This window comes from Vreelandella sp. 2A-K22 (genome assembly GCF_054065485.1).
Genome location: NZ_JBSUGC010000006.1, coordinates 66003 through 80359, shown reverse-complemented (window position 1 = coordinate 80359; position 14357 = coordinate 66003). Strand labels below are relative to the sequence as shown.

General features: G+C 53.4%; 13 protein-coding genes. 7 read left to right on the top strand and 6 right to left on the bottom strand.

Features of this window, described 5'->3' with window-relative positions; all coding sequences use genetic code 11:
- Nucleotides 1-4: 4 nt before the first annotated feature.
- Nucleotides 5-1030, bottom strand: a complete 1026-nt coding sequence (locus ACW17M_RS09745) for a lysylphosphatidylglycerol synthase transmembrane domain-containing protein (RefSeq protein WP_400669017.1) — start codon at nt 1028-1030, stop codon at nt 5-7.
- Nucleotides 1008-2126, bottom strand: coding sequence for a glycosyltransferase (locus tag ACW17M_RS09740; RefSeq protein ID WP_457547327.1), 1119 nt, complete (start codon nt 2124-2126; stop codon nt 1008-1010). The genes ACW17M_RS09745 and ACW17M_RS09740 overlap by 23 nt, the downstream gene beginning before the upstream one ends.
- 115 nt (nt 2127-2241) lie before the next feature.
- On the opposite strand from ACW17M_RS09740, the gene ACW17M_RS09735 reads away from it, so the two are divergent.
- The 6 genes from ACW17M_RS09735 (at nt 2242) to rfbC (ending at nt 9152) form a co-directional block, all read left to right on the top strand.
- Nucleotides 2242-2598 (top strand): PHB depolymerase family esterase, encoded by a 357-nt coding sequence (locus ACW17M_RS09735; protein WP_027959714.1) that lies wholly within the window; start codon nt 2242-2244, stop codon nt 2596-2598.
- Between the two features lie 316 nt (nt 2599-2914).
- Entirely contained in the window at nt 2915-4540 is a 1626-nt protein-coding gene (locus ACW17M_RS09730; protein ID WP_230804470.1) for a methyl-accepting chemotaxis protein, read from the top strand.
- An 813-nt stretch (nt 4541-5353) separates the two neighbouring features.
- Complete coding sequence (locus tag ACW17M_RS09725) at nt 5354-6454, top strand: NAD-dependent epimerase/dehydratase family protein (RefSeq protein WP_039859311.1); 1101 nt, start codon at nt 5354-5356, stop codon at nt 6452-6454.
- A gap of 15 nt (nt 6455-6469) precedes the next feature.
- Complete coding sequence (gene rfbF / locus ACW17M_RS09720; protein WP_009287302.1) at nt 6470-7246, top strand: glucose-1-phosphate cytidylyltransferase; 777 nt, start codon at nt 6470-6472, stop codon at nt 7244-7246.
- Between the two features lie 7 nt (nt 7247-7253).
- Nucleotides 7254-8600: an NAD(P)H-dependent oxidoreductase gene (locus ACW17M_RS09715; protein WP_457547326.1), complete on the top strand. Its 1347-nt coding sequence runs from the start codon at nt 7254-7256 to the stop codon at nt 8598-8600.
- Nucleotides 8601-8603: 3 nt separating this feature from the next.
- The gene (gene rfbC, locus ACW17M_RS09710; protein WP_457547325.1) at nt 8604-9152 is read left to right on the top strand and encodes a dTDP-4-dehydrorhamnose 3,5-epimerase; all 549 of its coding nucleotides are present in this window, start codon (nt 8604-8606) and stop codon (nt 9150-9152) included.
- 111 nt (nt 9153-9263) lie between these two features.
- On the opposite strand, the gene ACW17M_RS09705 is transcribed toward rfbC, so the two are convergent.
- The gene (locus ACW17M_RS09705) at nt 9264-11204 is read right to left on the bottom strand and encodes an exoribonuclease II (RefSeq protein ID WP_457547324.1); all 1941 of its coding nucleotides are present in this window, start codon (nt 11202-11204) and stop codon (nt 9264-9266) included.
- Between the two features lie 173 nt (nt 11205-11377).
- On the opposite strand from ACW17M_RS09705, the gene ACW17M_RS09700 reads away from it, so the two are divergent.
- Complete coding sequence (locus ACW17M_RS09700) at nt 11378-12175, top strand: HAD family hydrolase (RefSeq protein ID WP_457547323.1); 798 nt, start codon at nt 11378-11380, stop codon at nt 12173-12175.
- Between the two features lie 221 nt (nt 12176-12396).
- Here ACW17M_RS09700 and ACW17M_RS09695 read toward each other — a convergent pair whose 3' ends face one another.
- The 3 genes from ACW17M_RS09695 to ACW17M_RS09685 all read right to left on the bottom strand — a co-directional run bounded on the left by ACW17M_RS09695 (nt 12397) and on the right by ACW17M_RS09685 (nt 14242).
- Complete coding sequence (locus tag ACW17M_RS09695; RefSeq protein ID WP_159176422.1) at nt 12397-12585, bottom strand: hypothetical protein; 189 nt, start codon at nt 12583-12585, stop codon at nt 12397-12399.
- Nucleotides 12586-12601: 16 nt separating this feature from the next.
- Nucleotides 12602-13384 (bottom strand): hypothetical protein, encoded by a 783-nt coding sequence (locus tag ACW17M_RS09690; protein WP_159176423.1) that lies wholly within the window; start codon nt 13382-13384, stop codon nt 12602-12604.
- A gap of 75 nt (nt 13385-13459) precedes the next feature.
- A complete protein-coding gene (locus ACW17M_RS09685) occupies nt 13460-14242 on the bottom strand; it encodes a hypothetical protein (protein ID WP_457547322.1) in 783 nt (260 codons plus the stop codon).
- Nucleotides 14243-14357: the final 115 nt, after the last annotated feature.

The following is a 14357-nucleotide window of genomic DNA, read 5'->3' as shown; positions in this document are numbered from 1 at the left end:
GTTGCTATGGCGTCGGTGAGCGACGCAGCATGCGATAGCTATACAGTACAAAGAGCGGCGCGCCTGCCGCCAAATATAAATGGTAGCTGACCAACCGCCACACCAGTACCGCCGCTGCGGCCTGCTCGCGCTCCATCAAAGGCAACAACAGGCTTCCTACGCCCACCTCCGCAGCACCCGCGCCGCCGGGCAGAAAACTAAATTGGCTGGCTGCCATCGCCAGCATCTGGGTCAAGAATGTCCACATCCAGTCCGCATGGCCACCTACTCCCAGTACTGCCAAATAGAGCAAGCTGTAGCGCATGAGCCAGTGCACTGTCGTCAGCGCTAGCATGGTGATCAGTATACTGCGCGGGAGCTTAAGGGTGACCTTTAACGCATGCCGACAGCGCAAGAGGCGCCGTACGAGCCAGCGTCGCTGATATCGGCTTGGCCATGGCGTGTTCACGCCGGGTGAGCGCAAGAGACTGGGTAGATAACGCATTACGACAATCACCAGCGCTGCCATGAACGCTAATCCTACCAGTGCCCACTGTACGAGCGATTGATGTGGCCACTGGGTGTCGCTTAGCATTGAAAAGAGCACCAGGCCACTCAGCATGGCCAGGAAGAACAGTAAATCGCAGCCTTGATCAATCAGGAACACCGCCGCGCCCTTGGCAGGCGGAAAGCCGCGCCGCGCAAGCAACAACAACAGGGTCGCTGGGCCACCGCTGCCGCCTGGGGTGGCGCACAGGGCAAACTTGGACGCCAGCTCGATACCCAGCGCGCCGCGCTGGCCGAGCCTGCCCGCACGGCCACCCAGCATCAAACGTAGCCTTGCTGCATTCAGGTTCCAGCACAGAAAGGCCATCACCAGCATCAATAACAGCAGCCCAAGTGGGAAGTGTTTGACGCGCTGCAGTGCTTCAGCGCCACCCAGCCAAGCAGTGAGCACTAGCGGTGCAATCAGCGCTAAGGCAATCATCACACCATGGATGGGTCGCCACTTCAGTAGCTGACGGCGACTAGTGGTGTTGGTGGAGTGCATACGGTTGGCTGCCGTGGCAAAGCTGCTGATAGTGCTCCAGCAGGGAATGCATGACACCATCCCAGTTGAAATGGCGCTCTACATGGCGGCGCGCATAGCGCCCACTGGCGGCGACATCATTACTGAACAGTGCCACACACGCCTCCGCCATGGCAACGGGGTCGAGCGGTTTGCATAAAATACCCGCCCCCAGCGGCACGTTTTCTGCCAGCGCCCCTGCGTTCGCTGCTATTACTGGAATGCCGCTTGCCATCGCTTCCTGAGCAATTAAGCCGAAGGTTTCGCGGGTGCCCGCATGTAACAGCGCATCGCTACTGGCCAGTGCCTTCGCGACCTCGTGGGCGCCACAGCAGCGATCCACGATGGTGACATTGCTGGGTACGTGATGTGGCATGCCGGGGCCCATCAGCAGCAAATGGTAATCGCTGCTTAGCTGACGCATCGTCGTAAGCAGCACATCAATATTTTTCTCGCGGGAATTGCGGCCCACAAAGATCAGCAGCTTTTTGTCGCTGGGTATGCCCATGGTTTGGCGAAACGCAGAGTCACACTGCTGGGGATTGAATTGCGCCAAATCGACGCCCAATGGCTGAACGCGAACGTTATTGACGCCCCAGTCATTCAGTCGATTCGCCATGGCGTTACAGGGTGCCAGCACGCTATCAAACTGGCTATAAAGCGTCGTGACATAGTGGGTTAAGCGTTTCTCAACGTAGCGCCCAAAGCGATCACCCATCAGGCGCGGAAGATCAGAGTGATAAAAGCCCACCACAGGCACGCCGAGGCGTTGCCCCGCATCGAGCGCCGCCCAGGCCGTTACATAGGGGTCGCCAGCCTCTATCAGATCGGGCTTCAGATCAATCAGTGCATCACGCCACGGAGAACCGCGTAGCGGAAAGCGGTAACCTTGCCCCAAAGGAAGGTGTAACGCCGGTAGCGTGTGGTGGTCGCCAAGACTATCCCGCTCCGCCCCCGGCACCAGCAGGCTGGTGCGCAGCTGTGGAATACGCGAGAAAACACGGTGTTTGGCCTGCAAATAGGTACGCACACCGCCGCTGGCGGGGGCATGAAACATCGTCACATCGGCAATGTGCAAGCTAACCTCCAACCCCAAAGAGTGTCATCGTTTCACCATAAAGGAGAAATAAGTCAGTTCAGAGACAACGGAGCCCGTTTGTGTCTATGTGGCAGGGCTCTCGGCAGGCGCCACCATGGCGACCACTCTGGCGATGATCTACCCCGATATCTTTGCGGCGGTAGGCGTGCACTCTGGGCTGCTCCACGGCGTGGTCAAGAGTTTCCCCGATGCCTTGGGGGTCATGCAGGGAGGCACAGGGCCCCTCGCTGGCGGTAACAAAGCAAAAGGAGCCGGGTGGGCGTCGGATGTGCCAGCGATTATGTTTCATGGCGACCGCGACACCACCGTGCTCCCCCGCAACGCGGATCGCGTGGCCGCCCAGTACAGCACATCGCGTCAAGCAGGAGCGACGGTAGTGCAAGGCAACGTTCCAAGGGCCGCGGCTACACCTGTACCACCCACCGTGATGCTTCGGGTAAGCCATGCTTAGAGCAGTGGCGTATCCATGGGGGCATGGCTTGGTCAGGAGGTAGCAAAAAGGGCAGCTATACCGACCCTCAAGGCCCTGACGCTGCCCGGGAAATGCTGCGTTCTTCTGTCAGCATCGGCAGATAGTGTCATAGAACTGGCCGATATCTGCTCAGGTTATGTCTAGTCTGTCAGTAAGTTAGCGCAGGTGAGACGCGCTGGTATAGTAGATACTCTTTGATTATGTATAAAAGTTGACAATAGTTTGCAAAGGTTGAGTTACAGTTTTCATTCTTGTTGCCTAAAATCCTAGCTCTTTCACTTGTTAGGATTTGGCAATGCTTTCACGGTTCAAGATCGGTACACGGCTCGCACTGGCTTTTGGCTTGGTCTCGCTATTTCTTTTGGGCACTTTAATAGCGGGAATTATGGGCATCACCTTCACCAAGGATACTGCCCAAAAAACCTTGGACACGGACGTAGCACTCGCAAGCAATGCCGCAGAAATTCAGCGGCTGGCATTGCAAGCGCGGCGTTTTGAAAAAGATATCTTCATCAATATCGACAGTAGTGATCGGGTAGCGGCTTACCAGCAAAGTTGGACGGCGACCATCGAAGCAATACAGGCCGCCTTCCAGGCGGGTAGCCAAATTGCCGATAAGGATAGCCTCGATGCTTTGTACCAACAGGCAGGAAGAGCCCTCCAGGGGTATGAAGAGGGTTTTTTGTCAGTCTATCGCCAAATTGAACTAGGCAGTATTACCGAAACCTCTCAAGCCAATCTGGCTTTCGGTGAGCATAAAGAGAGTATCTACCAGCTTGAGGAGTTGGCTGATGAAATTAGCCTAGTGGCTGCTGAAGGGGTCAAGACGGCTAACGAGGCGATAAATGCCGAGTATCGTTTGGCTATTTGGCAGCTTTGTATTTTCGCGGGGGTGGCGTTGTTGATGGCGCTGGCGCTGGCAATTGCTATTACGCGTAGCATTGTATTGCCTTTGCGGAGAGCGGTTGAGGTTGCTAGGCGCGTTGCGGAAGGAGATTTGCGACACGATATCGTAACCACAGGACGTGATGAAACGGCTCAGTTATTAACCTCCATGGCCGAAATGAGTAAAGAGCTCACTACCTTGGTCGCATCACTACGTGACTCTAGCGAGAATGTCTTGAACGGAGCCAATGAAATTGCCCAAGGTGGGCAGGAGCTCGCCGCTCGTACTGAGCAGCAAGCAGCTGCCTTGCAGGAGACGGCTTCAAGTATGGAGGAGATGACGGCAACGGTTCGCCAGAATAGTGATTCAACCAAAGAGGCTGATACGCTGGCCCATAATGCTTCGCAACAGATGCAAAGCAGTGGTGAAGAAGTTTCCCGAAGTGTGGAATTAATGCGCGAAGTGACAGCCGCATCGCTAAGCATGGATAAGATCGTTGAGGCCATCGATACGATTGCATTTCAAACCAATATCCTGGCTTTAAACGCCTCCGTTGAAGCGGCGCGTGCTGGTGATAAAGGCCGTGGATTTGCAGTGGTCGCTACAGAAGTTCGTGCGCTAGCAAGCCGCAGTGCCGCTTCAGCAGGTGAGATTCGTAGTATGCTCGACGATACGCGTAGCAAAATAAAGCTATGTTCTGACCAAGCGGAGCGAGGCGCTGCGACCATAGGTGAGACGGAAGCGGTGATCCAGCGCCTCGCTATGCTGATGGTCGAGGTCTCCTCTGCCACTCGGGAGCAAAGCAGTGGTATTGAGCAGATCAATACTGCTATTACTGAAATGGATTCTACCACTCAGCAAAACAGCACCTTGGTTCAGCAGTCGACTAATGCAGCATTTTCCCTGGAAGATCAGGCTGGGCGACTTCGCGAGCTGGTAGCTGCCTTTCAAATAGATGAAGCTGTTGTGAAAAAAGCAACAGAGTACAAGCCTGCAATGGCCTTATCCTCGGCTGCAAGACAAGCAGAGTTCTAATAATCTGATAACAACAGTGGCGCCTCAAAGGCGCTGCTGCTTTTTAATGGGCTAATAAAGTTTTTCACTAGGTTGTGCCATCAGGAAGTGGTCCTCTTCGCGCAGCGAACTGACAAGCGTATAACACTCTAATTCTTCGGTCTGGGTACGCTCTTTTTTGTCATCAATCACTCCTCTGCCGTAGTCAATGGGAACAAACACCACTGGCATCAACGCCGAGGCTTTATCATAGGCTGGGTGAGCTGCTAGTAAGACTGATTGATGGCAGATTTTATAAAAAGTATATAGAGAAATAAAAAGCAATGTTTGAAAAAAGCACTCTTTTTTTTGCTTTATTACATGAAAAAAATAGTACTGCAGACTAGATTTTTAACCCGCCTCTATTCTTGACAGTAAAAGCGGTGTCACTTATCTTTAAAATGTAATCTTTGGTAATTTTTATGTTTCTTATTGTAATGTGTGTGGGTGTGTGGCTTTTCATGAGGGCTACCGGAAGAAATTTAATTATAAAGATCATAGTACATTGATTTTTAATACATTAAAAAACTAGTGCAGGAGTGTAGTGTTGTTAGTTTACATGTGATTTTTACTTATATAAGCAGTAGTCATATTGTCCGGCTTAAGTGTTTCTGATTGGGAAGTGGCAATTTTTTTATTGCTTTAAAGTATCCTTGTGTTACCTGCTATACACTTTTTAGTCCAGAAATATGCAATGCAACAAGTAGGCATGAATAAAAACATCGGAATTAAATAAGCTTGAAAATAAGAGCGTAGGGAAACTCGTTTAATTGACGATAATGGCGAGGTGGTATTTTGAAAATCTTGGTCATAGGGAACATGGGCTATGTTGGCTCCGTTGTGGTGCGGGAGCTAGCCTTACGTCACCCATCCGCCACTCTTCATGGGTATGACACTGCCTACTTCGCACACTGTTTGACGAATGCCGAACTTCTTCCTGAGCGCTATCTCGACCAGCAGTTTATGGGGGATGTGCGAGATATTCCGGCTGATTTTTTTGAAGGTTATACGGCTGTAGTTCAACTGGCGGCGATTTCCAATGACCCCATGGGAGACCGTTTCGCCGCAGTGACAGCTGAGGTCAATCAGCAGGCGACGGTTGAGATTGCCAAGGCAGCGGCTCAGGCGGGGGTAGAAAACTTCGTTTTTGCCTCAAGTTGCAGCATTTATGGCATCGCTTTAGGGGCTCCGCGCAGTGAGTTGGATCCCGTGGCTCCCGTTACCGCCTATGCCTGCTCGAAAATAGCAGCTGAAGAAGCGTTAGCCGGCATTGGGGGCGACATGGTGATTACCAGTTTACGCTTTGCGACTGCTTGCGGAATGTCAGAGCGTTTACGGCTGGATCTGGTGCTCAATGATTTCGTTGCCTGTGCCCTAAGTCAGCAGCATATTACCGTGCTTAGCGATGGGTCTCCCTGGCGGCCCTTGATCGACGTCTCCGATATGGCCAGAGCTGTCGATTGGGCAGTACAGCGCAAGCCTGAAAACGGCGGGCGCATACTCAATATCAATACCGGATCGAACGAACGCAATCATCAAGTGCGAGACTTAGCCACTGCAGTGGCCAAAGCCGTTCCCGGCACCACGCTGAGTATCAATACCCAAGCCCCGGCGGACAGTCGCTCCTACCAAGTGGATTTCAGCCTGTTTGCCAAGTTGGCACCTGAGCACCAACCACAAATGACGCTAATAGATTCGATCATGGGATTGATCAATGGGCTCAAAAGCATGGAGTTTTCCGATACCCAGTTCCGAGCCTCGCGCTATATGCGTCTGCATGCGCTGCAGGCACATATCACTGCGCGCCGTCTATCTGAAAACCTGCGCTGGCAAATGTGTGATGCAGTCACCCCGAGTGCTTTGTCTGCTGCTACCCACATTAACCTTGAGGCCTGAAACGGAGGCTAGACTATGAAAGTCGCAATTTTCGCGGGAGGGTTCGGAACGCGCTTAAGTGAAGAAACAGCCATTCGCCCCAAGCCCATGGTGGAAGTGGGTGGTCGGCCGATCCTTTGGCATATCATGAAGATGTACGCCCATCATGGCTTAAAGGAGTTTATCGTCCTGGGTGGCTATAAGGTGGAGTACATCCGTGACTATTTCCTCAATTATCGCGGCAATCGAACCGATTACACCATCGATCTGAAGACAGGTAACGTCGACTGGCTTCAGAGCGTTAATGATGATTGGAAAATCACTGTGCTGGATACAGGCGCCGATGCCATGACCGGAGGGCGTCTCAAGAAGGCAATGTCTCTCCTGGCAGATGAGCCTTTCTGTTTGACCTATGGCGATGGGTTGAGTGATCTGAATATCAATGCCTTGATCGACTCACATCTGGCCTCGAAAAATTGGTGCACCCTGACGGCAGTAACGCAGCCGGGCCGCTACGGTGCCCTGCGTTTGAAAGAGGGCAACAGCCAGGTAGAGGGCTTTCGTGAAAAGGGCGAAATAGATGGAGGGCTGATCAATGGCGGCTTCTTCGTCTGTAATCCGGAAGTGTTCGAGACGATCGACGATAGCCAGACCGTATGGGAAAACGAGCCCATGAACCGGATGATCGAGCTGGGGAAATTGGGCTACTTCCATCATAACGGGTACTGGCAAAGCATGGATACGCTGAGAGACAGAATGGTACTCGAGACCGCCTGGGCAGAAGGCGCCCCCTGGAAGCTCTGGAAGGAATGAACCATCAATGATTATTGTTGATACGGCGCTTGCCCAACGAGAGGCGCAGGGTAATCCCATTCGAGTGGGGATGGTCGGGGCGGGGTTCCAAGCGGGCGGTATCGGTCTGCAGATTATGACCGCTACGCCCGGGATGCGCCTTTGTGCGATTGCCAATCGTCATTTGGATGCAGCGATCAAAGTCTTCCAGCAAACCGGGATTGAGCCAGTCGCCTGCGAGACTCAGCAGGAACTTGAAGCGGCGATTGCGGCTGGGCGACCGGCAGTCATCGAGGATGCCGTGGCACTGGCACGCGCAGAGGGATTGGATGCAATTATTGAAGTCACTGGCTCGTTGGAGTTCGCGGCGCATGCCGTCCTGGCGGCGCTGGAAAGTGGTAAAGACGTCATTCAAATGAACGCGGAACTCGACGGCACGATCGGCCCCATCTTGAAAGTGAAAGCCGATGCGGCAGGGGTTGTCTACAGCTTTGCTGATGGCGACCAGCCTGGTGTACAGATGAATCTCTATCGGTTCGTCGCCGGGCTAGGCATTAAGCCGGTACTGTGTGGCAACATTAAAGGCTTGCATGACCCATATCGCAATCCGGCTACCCAGGAGAGCTTTGCTAAACGCTGGGGGCAAAAGCCGGCAATGGTGGCCTCTTTTGCTGATGGTACCAAGATATCGTTCGAACAGGCGATCGTCGCCAACGGCACCGGCATGCAAGTGGCGCAACGCGGTATGTTGGGCCCTGATTTCTCCGGTGGCGTAGCCGGTGGCCCTTTACTGCCCATCGAACAGGCGGTGTCGGCATTTGAGCCCTACTTGAACCCAGAGGAACCGGGTTTGGTTGATTATGTTGTTGGAGCGCAGCCAGGGCCGGGCGTATTTGTGCTCGGGACAATTGATAGCCCCCGCCAGCGCCACTATCTCGAACTCTACAAGTTGGGCGAGGGGCCATATTACTGCTTCACAACGCCCTACCACCTTTGCCATTTCGAAGTGCCCACGTCCGTTGCCCGTGCCGTGCTTTTCCGTGATCCAGTGTTATCCCCCTTAGAGGGCCCGAGGGTGGGCGTTATCGCCATAGCCAAAAAAGCGTTGCGAGAGGGGGAAACAATAGAAGAACTCGGCGGTTTTGAAGTCTATGGTGTGGCGGAAAACATTGAGGTAATACGCAGGGAACGGCTGTTGCCTATCGGGCTAGCGCTGGGCTGTCAGGTGGTGGGCCATGTGGAAAAGGATGCGGCGCTGACCTTTGATGATGTGCGTATACCGCCAGGGCGGCTGATCGACCGTCTTTATGCCGAACAGGAAGCCATGTTTGCCCTGGAATTGACGTCTGGTGTCGCTGCTACTTTCACGGAGTAAGACATGCATTTTCATCAAACGAACCTCAAGGATGCCCGCCTGATAGAACTTGAACCACATGGTGATAAACGCGGTTTTTTTGCCCGCACCATGTGCCGTGCGGAGTTTGAGCGCCATGGCCTGCTGAGTGACTTTGTGCAGCAGAATACCTCCTTTTCTGCTCAGCGAGGCACCTTAAGGGGGTTGCATTATCAGCGGCAGCCCCATGCCGAAGCTAAACTGGTGCGCTGCATTCGAGGCGCGATTGTCGATGTCATCGTGGATATCCGTAAAGACTCGGAAACCTACTTGCACCATCAGTTATTTGAATTAACCGACGCAAACCGGCGCCAGCTGTATGTACCGCCAGGCTTTGCGCACTCCTTTCAGACGCTGACCGACGATGTTGAAGTCAGCTATCTGGTCTCGGCTGCCTATCATCCCGAGGCTGAAAGTGGTTTGCGCTATAACGATGAACGTCTCGCGATTGAGTGGCCGATTCCACCCACGGTGGTGTCTGAAAAAGACGCTAGCTGGCCCTTAATCAGTGAGCGAAACGAAGCGCTTTTTTAGTTATTGGCGAATAACTAGTAGCGAATCCAGGTATCAACCAAACACACACTAAAAAAGGGGCAGCGTGATCGCTGCCCCTTTGAGTACTGCCTGGCTATTATTGCCTACCCATTAATTGGCAGGCTTTGCCACTAACGAGCGAGTCTCTTCGCGTGCTTCAGTGAGCACTATGCGCAGCGGATCGCCAAGCTTGTAACGCTCTTCGCCCTCAATCTGGATACGGCCCTCTTTATCGTCAATGACTACTTTGCTGCGGTCACTGTGCATCAAGGGCGCGGGCACAAACGCCGTCGCGCCGTTTTCCACCAGACGAACGCGCATACCGCCACGGTTGATGGCCATGATTTCGGCCTCAAACGTATCCTGGTTCTGCGCAGCGGGCGTTAGGTAACGCACGTAGAGCCAGTCTTTCACGTCGCGCTCGGCCATACGGTTCAGGCGGCGGCGTTCCGTCAGTTGCTCGGTGAGCTGCTGGGTCGCTTCGGCGGGGGCCTGTTCGCCTTTCAACACGCGTTTGATCAGGCGGTGGTTGACCATATCGCCATACTTACGAATTGGCGACGTCCAGGTAGCGTAGGCGGCTAGGCCCAGGCCAAAGTGTGGGCCGGGCTGGGCCGACATGCTGGTAAAACCCTGGAAGCGCCGCAGGCGCGCATCCAGCCAGGCGTCGTCGCGGCTTTCCAGTGCACGCTTAAGCTCGGTGTAGCGGGCAAGCTCGGTGAGCGCTTCGCGCTCAACCACAATCTCCTGACCTGCCAGAAACTCCTGTGCAGCTTCGGCTTTTTCCGGCTCAAAGGCGCGGTGCACGTTAAAGATACCGTGGCCGATATGCTGGGCCAGGAAGTCCGCGCAGCAGGCGTTGGCCACAATCATCGACTCTTCGATCATGCGGTTGGCAATGCGGCGCTCTTCGGTGCGCACCGCCAATACGTTACCGGCGGGATCGAGATCAAACACGTAGTCGGGACGGTCTTTAAACACCAGCGCGTGTTCATTGCGCCAAGCGGTACGCGCTTCGGTCAAATCACGCAGCGCAGTAAGCTGCTCGGCGATCTCATCCGCGGGTGCCCAGTCGCCTTGACCTTCGATCCAGTCGGAGACGTTGTCATAAACGAGCTTGGCGTGGGATTTAACGTTGGCCGCAAAAAAGCGGTAATCGCCCAAGCTGCCGTCGGCGTTAATATCCAGCGTACAGGCCAGCGCAGGGCGCTCCTTGCCTTCCCACAATGAGCAGAGGTCATCCGCTAGCTGCTCGGGCAGCATGGTGACGTTCTGGCCCGGCAGGTAGACGGTAAAAGCGCGAGTGCGGGCCTCTAAATCGGCCGCATGGCCTTCTGCCACGTAAGCGGTGGGGTCGGCAATCGCGACACTCAACTGCCAGCCGCCTTCCGCACGAGTAGCCACGTGCAGCGCATCATCCATATCGCGGGTCTTCTCACCATCGATGGTGAAGAAGGGCGTGGGCGTTAAATCTTCGCGAGTCAGGCCTTCATCGATCAGCGGCCAGTCGGTGCCCGCATCGGGGCACTCTTGCTCCAACGCATGGCGTGCAAGTGTGACGCGCCACGGCACCGCTGGGTCGTCGCTTTTCGCGACTAGCTCATCAATCTGGGCAAAGAAAGCGCGGTCGTCGGCTTTTAGCGGATGGCGTACCAAGCGGGCAACGACCCAGTCGCCGTCAGCAATGGTGTCCTCATCAAGGCTGTTCTTTATCCGCGCCTTGATAATATTTTTAATCGACGGATGGTCGGGGACGACAGATAGGCGACCTTCGCGCTTCTGCACCCGGGCGACAAACCGATCAAGACCCGCTTCAATCAGCTTTTCCGGCTCAATGGACTTTTTGTCACCGTTCTCGTGAATCACGCCTTCCACGCGATCACCGTGAATCACCTGCTTCATGGCGGGCGGCGGCACGAAATAGGATTCACCGTCGTCGGTTTCGAGAAACCCGAAACCTTTGTCGGTGGCTTTGATCACCCCTTCAGCGCGGGGGGTGGTTTGACGAATCTGTTGCTTGAGCTGGGCAAGCATGGCGTTGTTCTGAAGCATGAGCTCAATCAGTTGGCGAGAGTTAGGCTGCCACTATACGGATTCCCGCAGGCTGCGCCAATTGTCGCTATGCGATGTTGGCCCTGATGTTGGCTTTGGTAATGGCGAGTCAAAGGCTTACATGCGCTCAAGGGAATCGGTTAAGCTGAATATTCATACTCACGGAGCGCGCTATGACACCTCGCCTGATTGTTTCTGACCTGGATGGCACCCTATTAGGAAGCGACCACACCCTGCACGCAAGCACTGTAGAGGTGCTAAGGGCATTAGTGGAGCAGGGGCATCATGTCGCGCTCGCCTCTGGCCGCCACTACCACGATATGAAGGTGTTTCGTGATCAGTTGGATATTCCCGCGCACTTGATTAGCACCAATGGTGCTTATGTACATGATCCCAACGATGCTTTGTTGGCGGCTAATCACCTTGAGCCTGAATATGCAAAGACGCTAATCGGTCTTCCGCGCCCTCCTCAAGTACGGCTTAATCTTTATCGCGAAAGCGGCTGGCATATTGACTCAGAGGCCCCGCACTTATTATCCCTTCACGCATCCACAGGGTTTGGTTATGAAGTCGTGCCGCCCGCGCAAATGGACACTAACGGGGTAGGCAAAGTGCTCTATCTAGGCGATCCAAACGCGCTAAAACAGCTAGAAGCCCAGGCGCAAGAGGCCCACGGCGACGGGCTGCATATTACCTATTCCACCATTGATTCTCTGGAAATCATGGCCGGCGGGGTCAACAAAGGTGTGGCGCTGTCATCACTGCTGGAACGGTTGGGCTTAACGCCCGCAGATTGTTTAGCGTTTGGCGATAACCTTAACGATACCGAAATGCTCGATTTAGCAGGGGAGGCCCAGGTAATGGCTAATGCTCACCCAGCGCTATTTGACCGTGTCACCGGGGCTGAGCGTATCGGTCACCATGGCGAAGCCGCCGTTGCCCAATGGCTGAAAAAGCGCTTTGGGCTGTAGGGTTACGTATTAATTAGTAGCTCTTAATTTCGTCACTTGCAGCGACTTGGGGCTGAGGTCAATCTGAAGCAGCTCAATAGCTTGGCCTAAAATTTGGCGAGCTGCCTGTTTGGGCAGAACAGCGGCTGGAGCAAGCAACGCCTGCGCAGTTGGATGAGTGGTCTGGAGCGATCTTGACCGCCAACTCCCTTGATGAGCTGTTCAAAAACTGACGTTACGCTTTATTTATTCGCTGGTGGTTTCAGCCAATCAAACATTTTTATTATAAAGCTACGTTCAGTGGGTTTTTCATCGTTTTTGCCAATAAAAGCCTCAAGCAGACTTTGATTAAGCTGTTGAGGAAGAGCGTTGGCATCGGCCATGAGCGCTTCGCGTGAAATATCTTCCTCAGCGCTAGAATTGCTTCGCATTTACTATTATCTCTTTTCAACTAACCGTTGAGTTAGCAAAGCGTTTACCAAGGTTGGCGAAGTCGTCACTTGACATCAGTATGTCAAAAATATCTTCAGGTGCCCCTTTGCCTTCGGCGCGATGGGTTATAAAGTTGAAGTCCATCTCGATCAGGTGTTCAAGGCGTGGTGCATAGAAATCGGGATACTGCGCCTGCATGATAGGTGGCAGCTCGTTGTAATTCCCCAGCACTTCTTTGAAAAATTCGGTCATCTTGCCAGTTTGGCTGTACTCCAGCTGGCCTCGAGCAACAACCGCCTGTTTCCATGCGGTTTCTTGTGCACGTCCCTCTAGCCAAGCCGCCCGTCGCTCATTGGCAGTAAACGTGCCGCTATCATCATAAATAACCAATGCTAGTTGATCTTGGGATAGGCCGCTAAAGGGGTTGCTACCTCTGCCGCTGACAAATGAGGTGGCTTGTTTTGCTCTTTCCAGTAGTTCGGGATCATCGGTGTCAGGTACTTCAGCATCATATTTTGCCCGGTGAAGATGAAAGTCCCGAACGATTGGCTGGAGCAGTGCATCAGCTTTTTGCCCTAACGCTTTACGATCCAGGCTGGCATCACGCTCTTCGGCACGCAGGGCGCTGTCACTTAACTGCTGAGCCAACGTGGAAAGCTGGCTTGTTGGCTTCGATGAACCAGAAGTAAGCGTTGCGTTTTCGCCTTGTTCAGTTCCCTTGGTTGATACATCCTGGGTGCGGCTACCAGAAGTCGTTTGCGATGTCGCCGGGGTAGATGAACCAATACCGATTGTCATTGCGATACCTCCTTGTGTCTTTGAGTAATAGCCCAAAAAATATGTACCAAGTAGTGCATAGGGTTCCCTACATTTTTAACCGACCGTAGAGTTAGCAAAGCGTTTACCAAGGTTGGCGAAGTCTTCACTTGACATTAGTATGTCAAAAATATCTTCAGGAGCCCCCTTGCCTTCGGCGCGATGGGTCATAAAGTTGAAGTCCATCTCGATCAGGTGCTCAAGGCGTGGGGCATAGAAGTCGGGATATTGTGCCTGCATGATAGGGGGCAGCTCGTTGTAATTACCCAGCACTTCTTTGAAGAATTCTGTCATCTTGCCGGTTTGTTCATACTCCAATTTACCTCGAGCTATAACCGCTAATCTCCTTGCTGTTTCCTGGTCATACTCTTCTTTCCAGGCGGCTTTTCGCTCATTAGCCGTAAACGTGCCGCTATCATCATAAATAATCAGTGCAAGCTGATCTTGCGACAGGCCGCTAAAGGGGTTGCTGTCCCTTCCGCTGACAAAGGAGGTGGCTTGTTTTGCTCTATCTAATAGCTCGGGATCATCGGTGTTAGGTACTTCAGCGTCATATTTTGCACGGTGAAGATGAAAGTCCCGAGTTATTGGCTGGAGCAGTGCATCGGCTTTTTGCCCTAACGCTTTACGATCCAGGCTGGCATCACGCTCTTCGGCTCGTAGGGCGCTATCGCTTAACTGCTGGGCCAAAGTGGAAAGTTGGCTTGATGGCTTCGATGAACCAGAAGTAGGCGTTGTGCTGCCGCCTTGTTCAGTTCCCTTGGTTGATACACCCTGAGTGCGGCTACCCGATGTAGATTGAGAGGTCACCGGAGTAGATGGCCCGATACCGATTGTCATTGCAATACCTCCTTGTGGCTTTGCTTAATCGCTATCAATATGTGGCCGATGATAGTGGCGAAAGCGCTGGTTATTGCTCTATATCTACATTATTAATCGGCTAAGCAAACAAAAG

Bases quoted from the DNA above. Each gene is read 5' to 3' on its own strand.
- ACW17M_RS09745 (WP_400669017.1), bottom strand. From the start codon at position 1,030: ATGCACTCCACCAACACCACTAGTCGCCGTCAGCTACTGAAGTGGCGA.
- ACW17M_RS09735 (WP_027959714.1), top strand. From the start codon at position 2,242: ATGGCGACCACTCTGGCGATGATCTACCCCGATATCTTTGCGGCGGTA.
- ACW17M_RS09730 (WP_230804470.1), top strand. From the start codon at position 2,915: ATGCTTTCACGGTTCAAGATCGGTACACGGCTCGCACTGGCTTTTGGC.
- rfbF (WP_009287302.1), top strand. From the start codon at position 6,470: ATGAAAGTCGCAATTTTCGCGGGAGGGTTCGGAACGCGCTTAAGTGAA.
- ACW17M_RS09715 (WP_457547326.1), top strand. From the start codon at position 7,254: ATGATTATTGTTGATACGGCGCTTGCCCAACGAGAGGCGCAGGGTAAT.
- rfbC (WP_457547325.1), top strand. From the start codon at position 8,604: ATGCATTTTCATCAAACGAACCTCAAGGATGCCCGCCTGATAGAACTT.
- ACW17M_RS09705 (WP_457547324.1), bottom strand. From the start codon at position 11,204: ATGCTTCAGAACAACGCCATGCTTGCCCAGCTCAAGCAACAGATTCGT.
- ACW17M_RS09700 (WP_457547323.1), top strand. From the start codon at position 11,378: ATGACACCTCGCCTGATTGTTTCTGACCTGGATGGCACCCTATTAGGA.
- ACW17M_RS09695 (WP_159176422.1), bottom strand. From the start codon at position 12,585: ATGCGAAGCAATTCTAGCGCTGAGGAAGATATTTCACGCGAAGCGCTC.
- ACW17M_RS09690 (WP_159176423.1), bottom strand. From the start codon at position 13,384: ATGACAATCGGTATTGGTTCATCTACCCCGGCGACATCGCAAACGACT.
- ACW17M_RS09685 (WP_457547322.1), bottom strand. From the start codon at position 14,242: ATGACAATCGGTATCGGGCCATCTACTCCGGTGACCTCTCAATCTACA.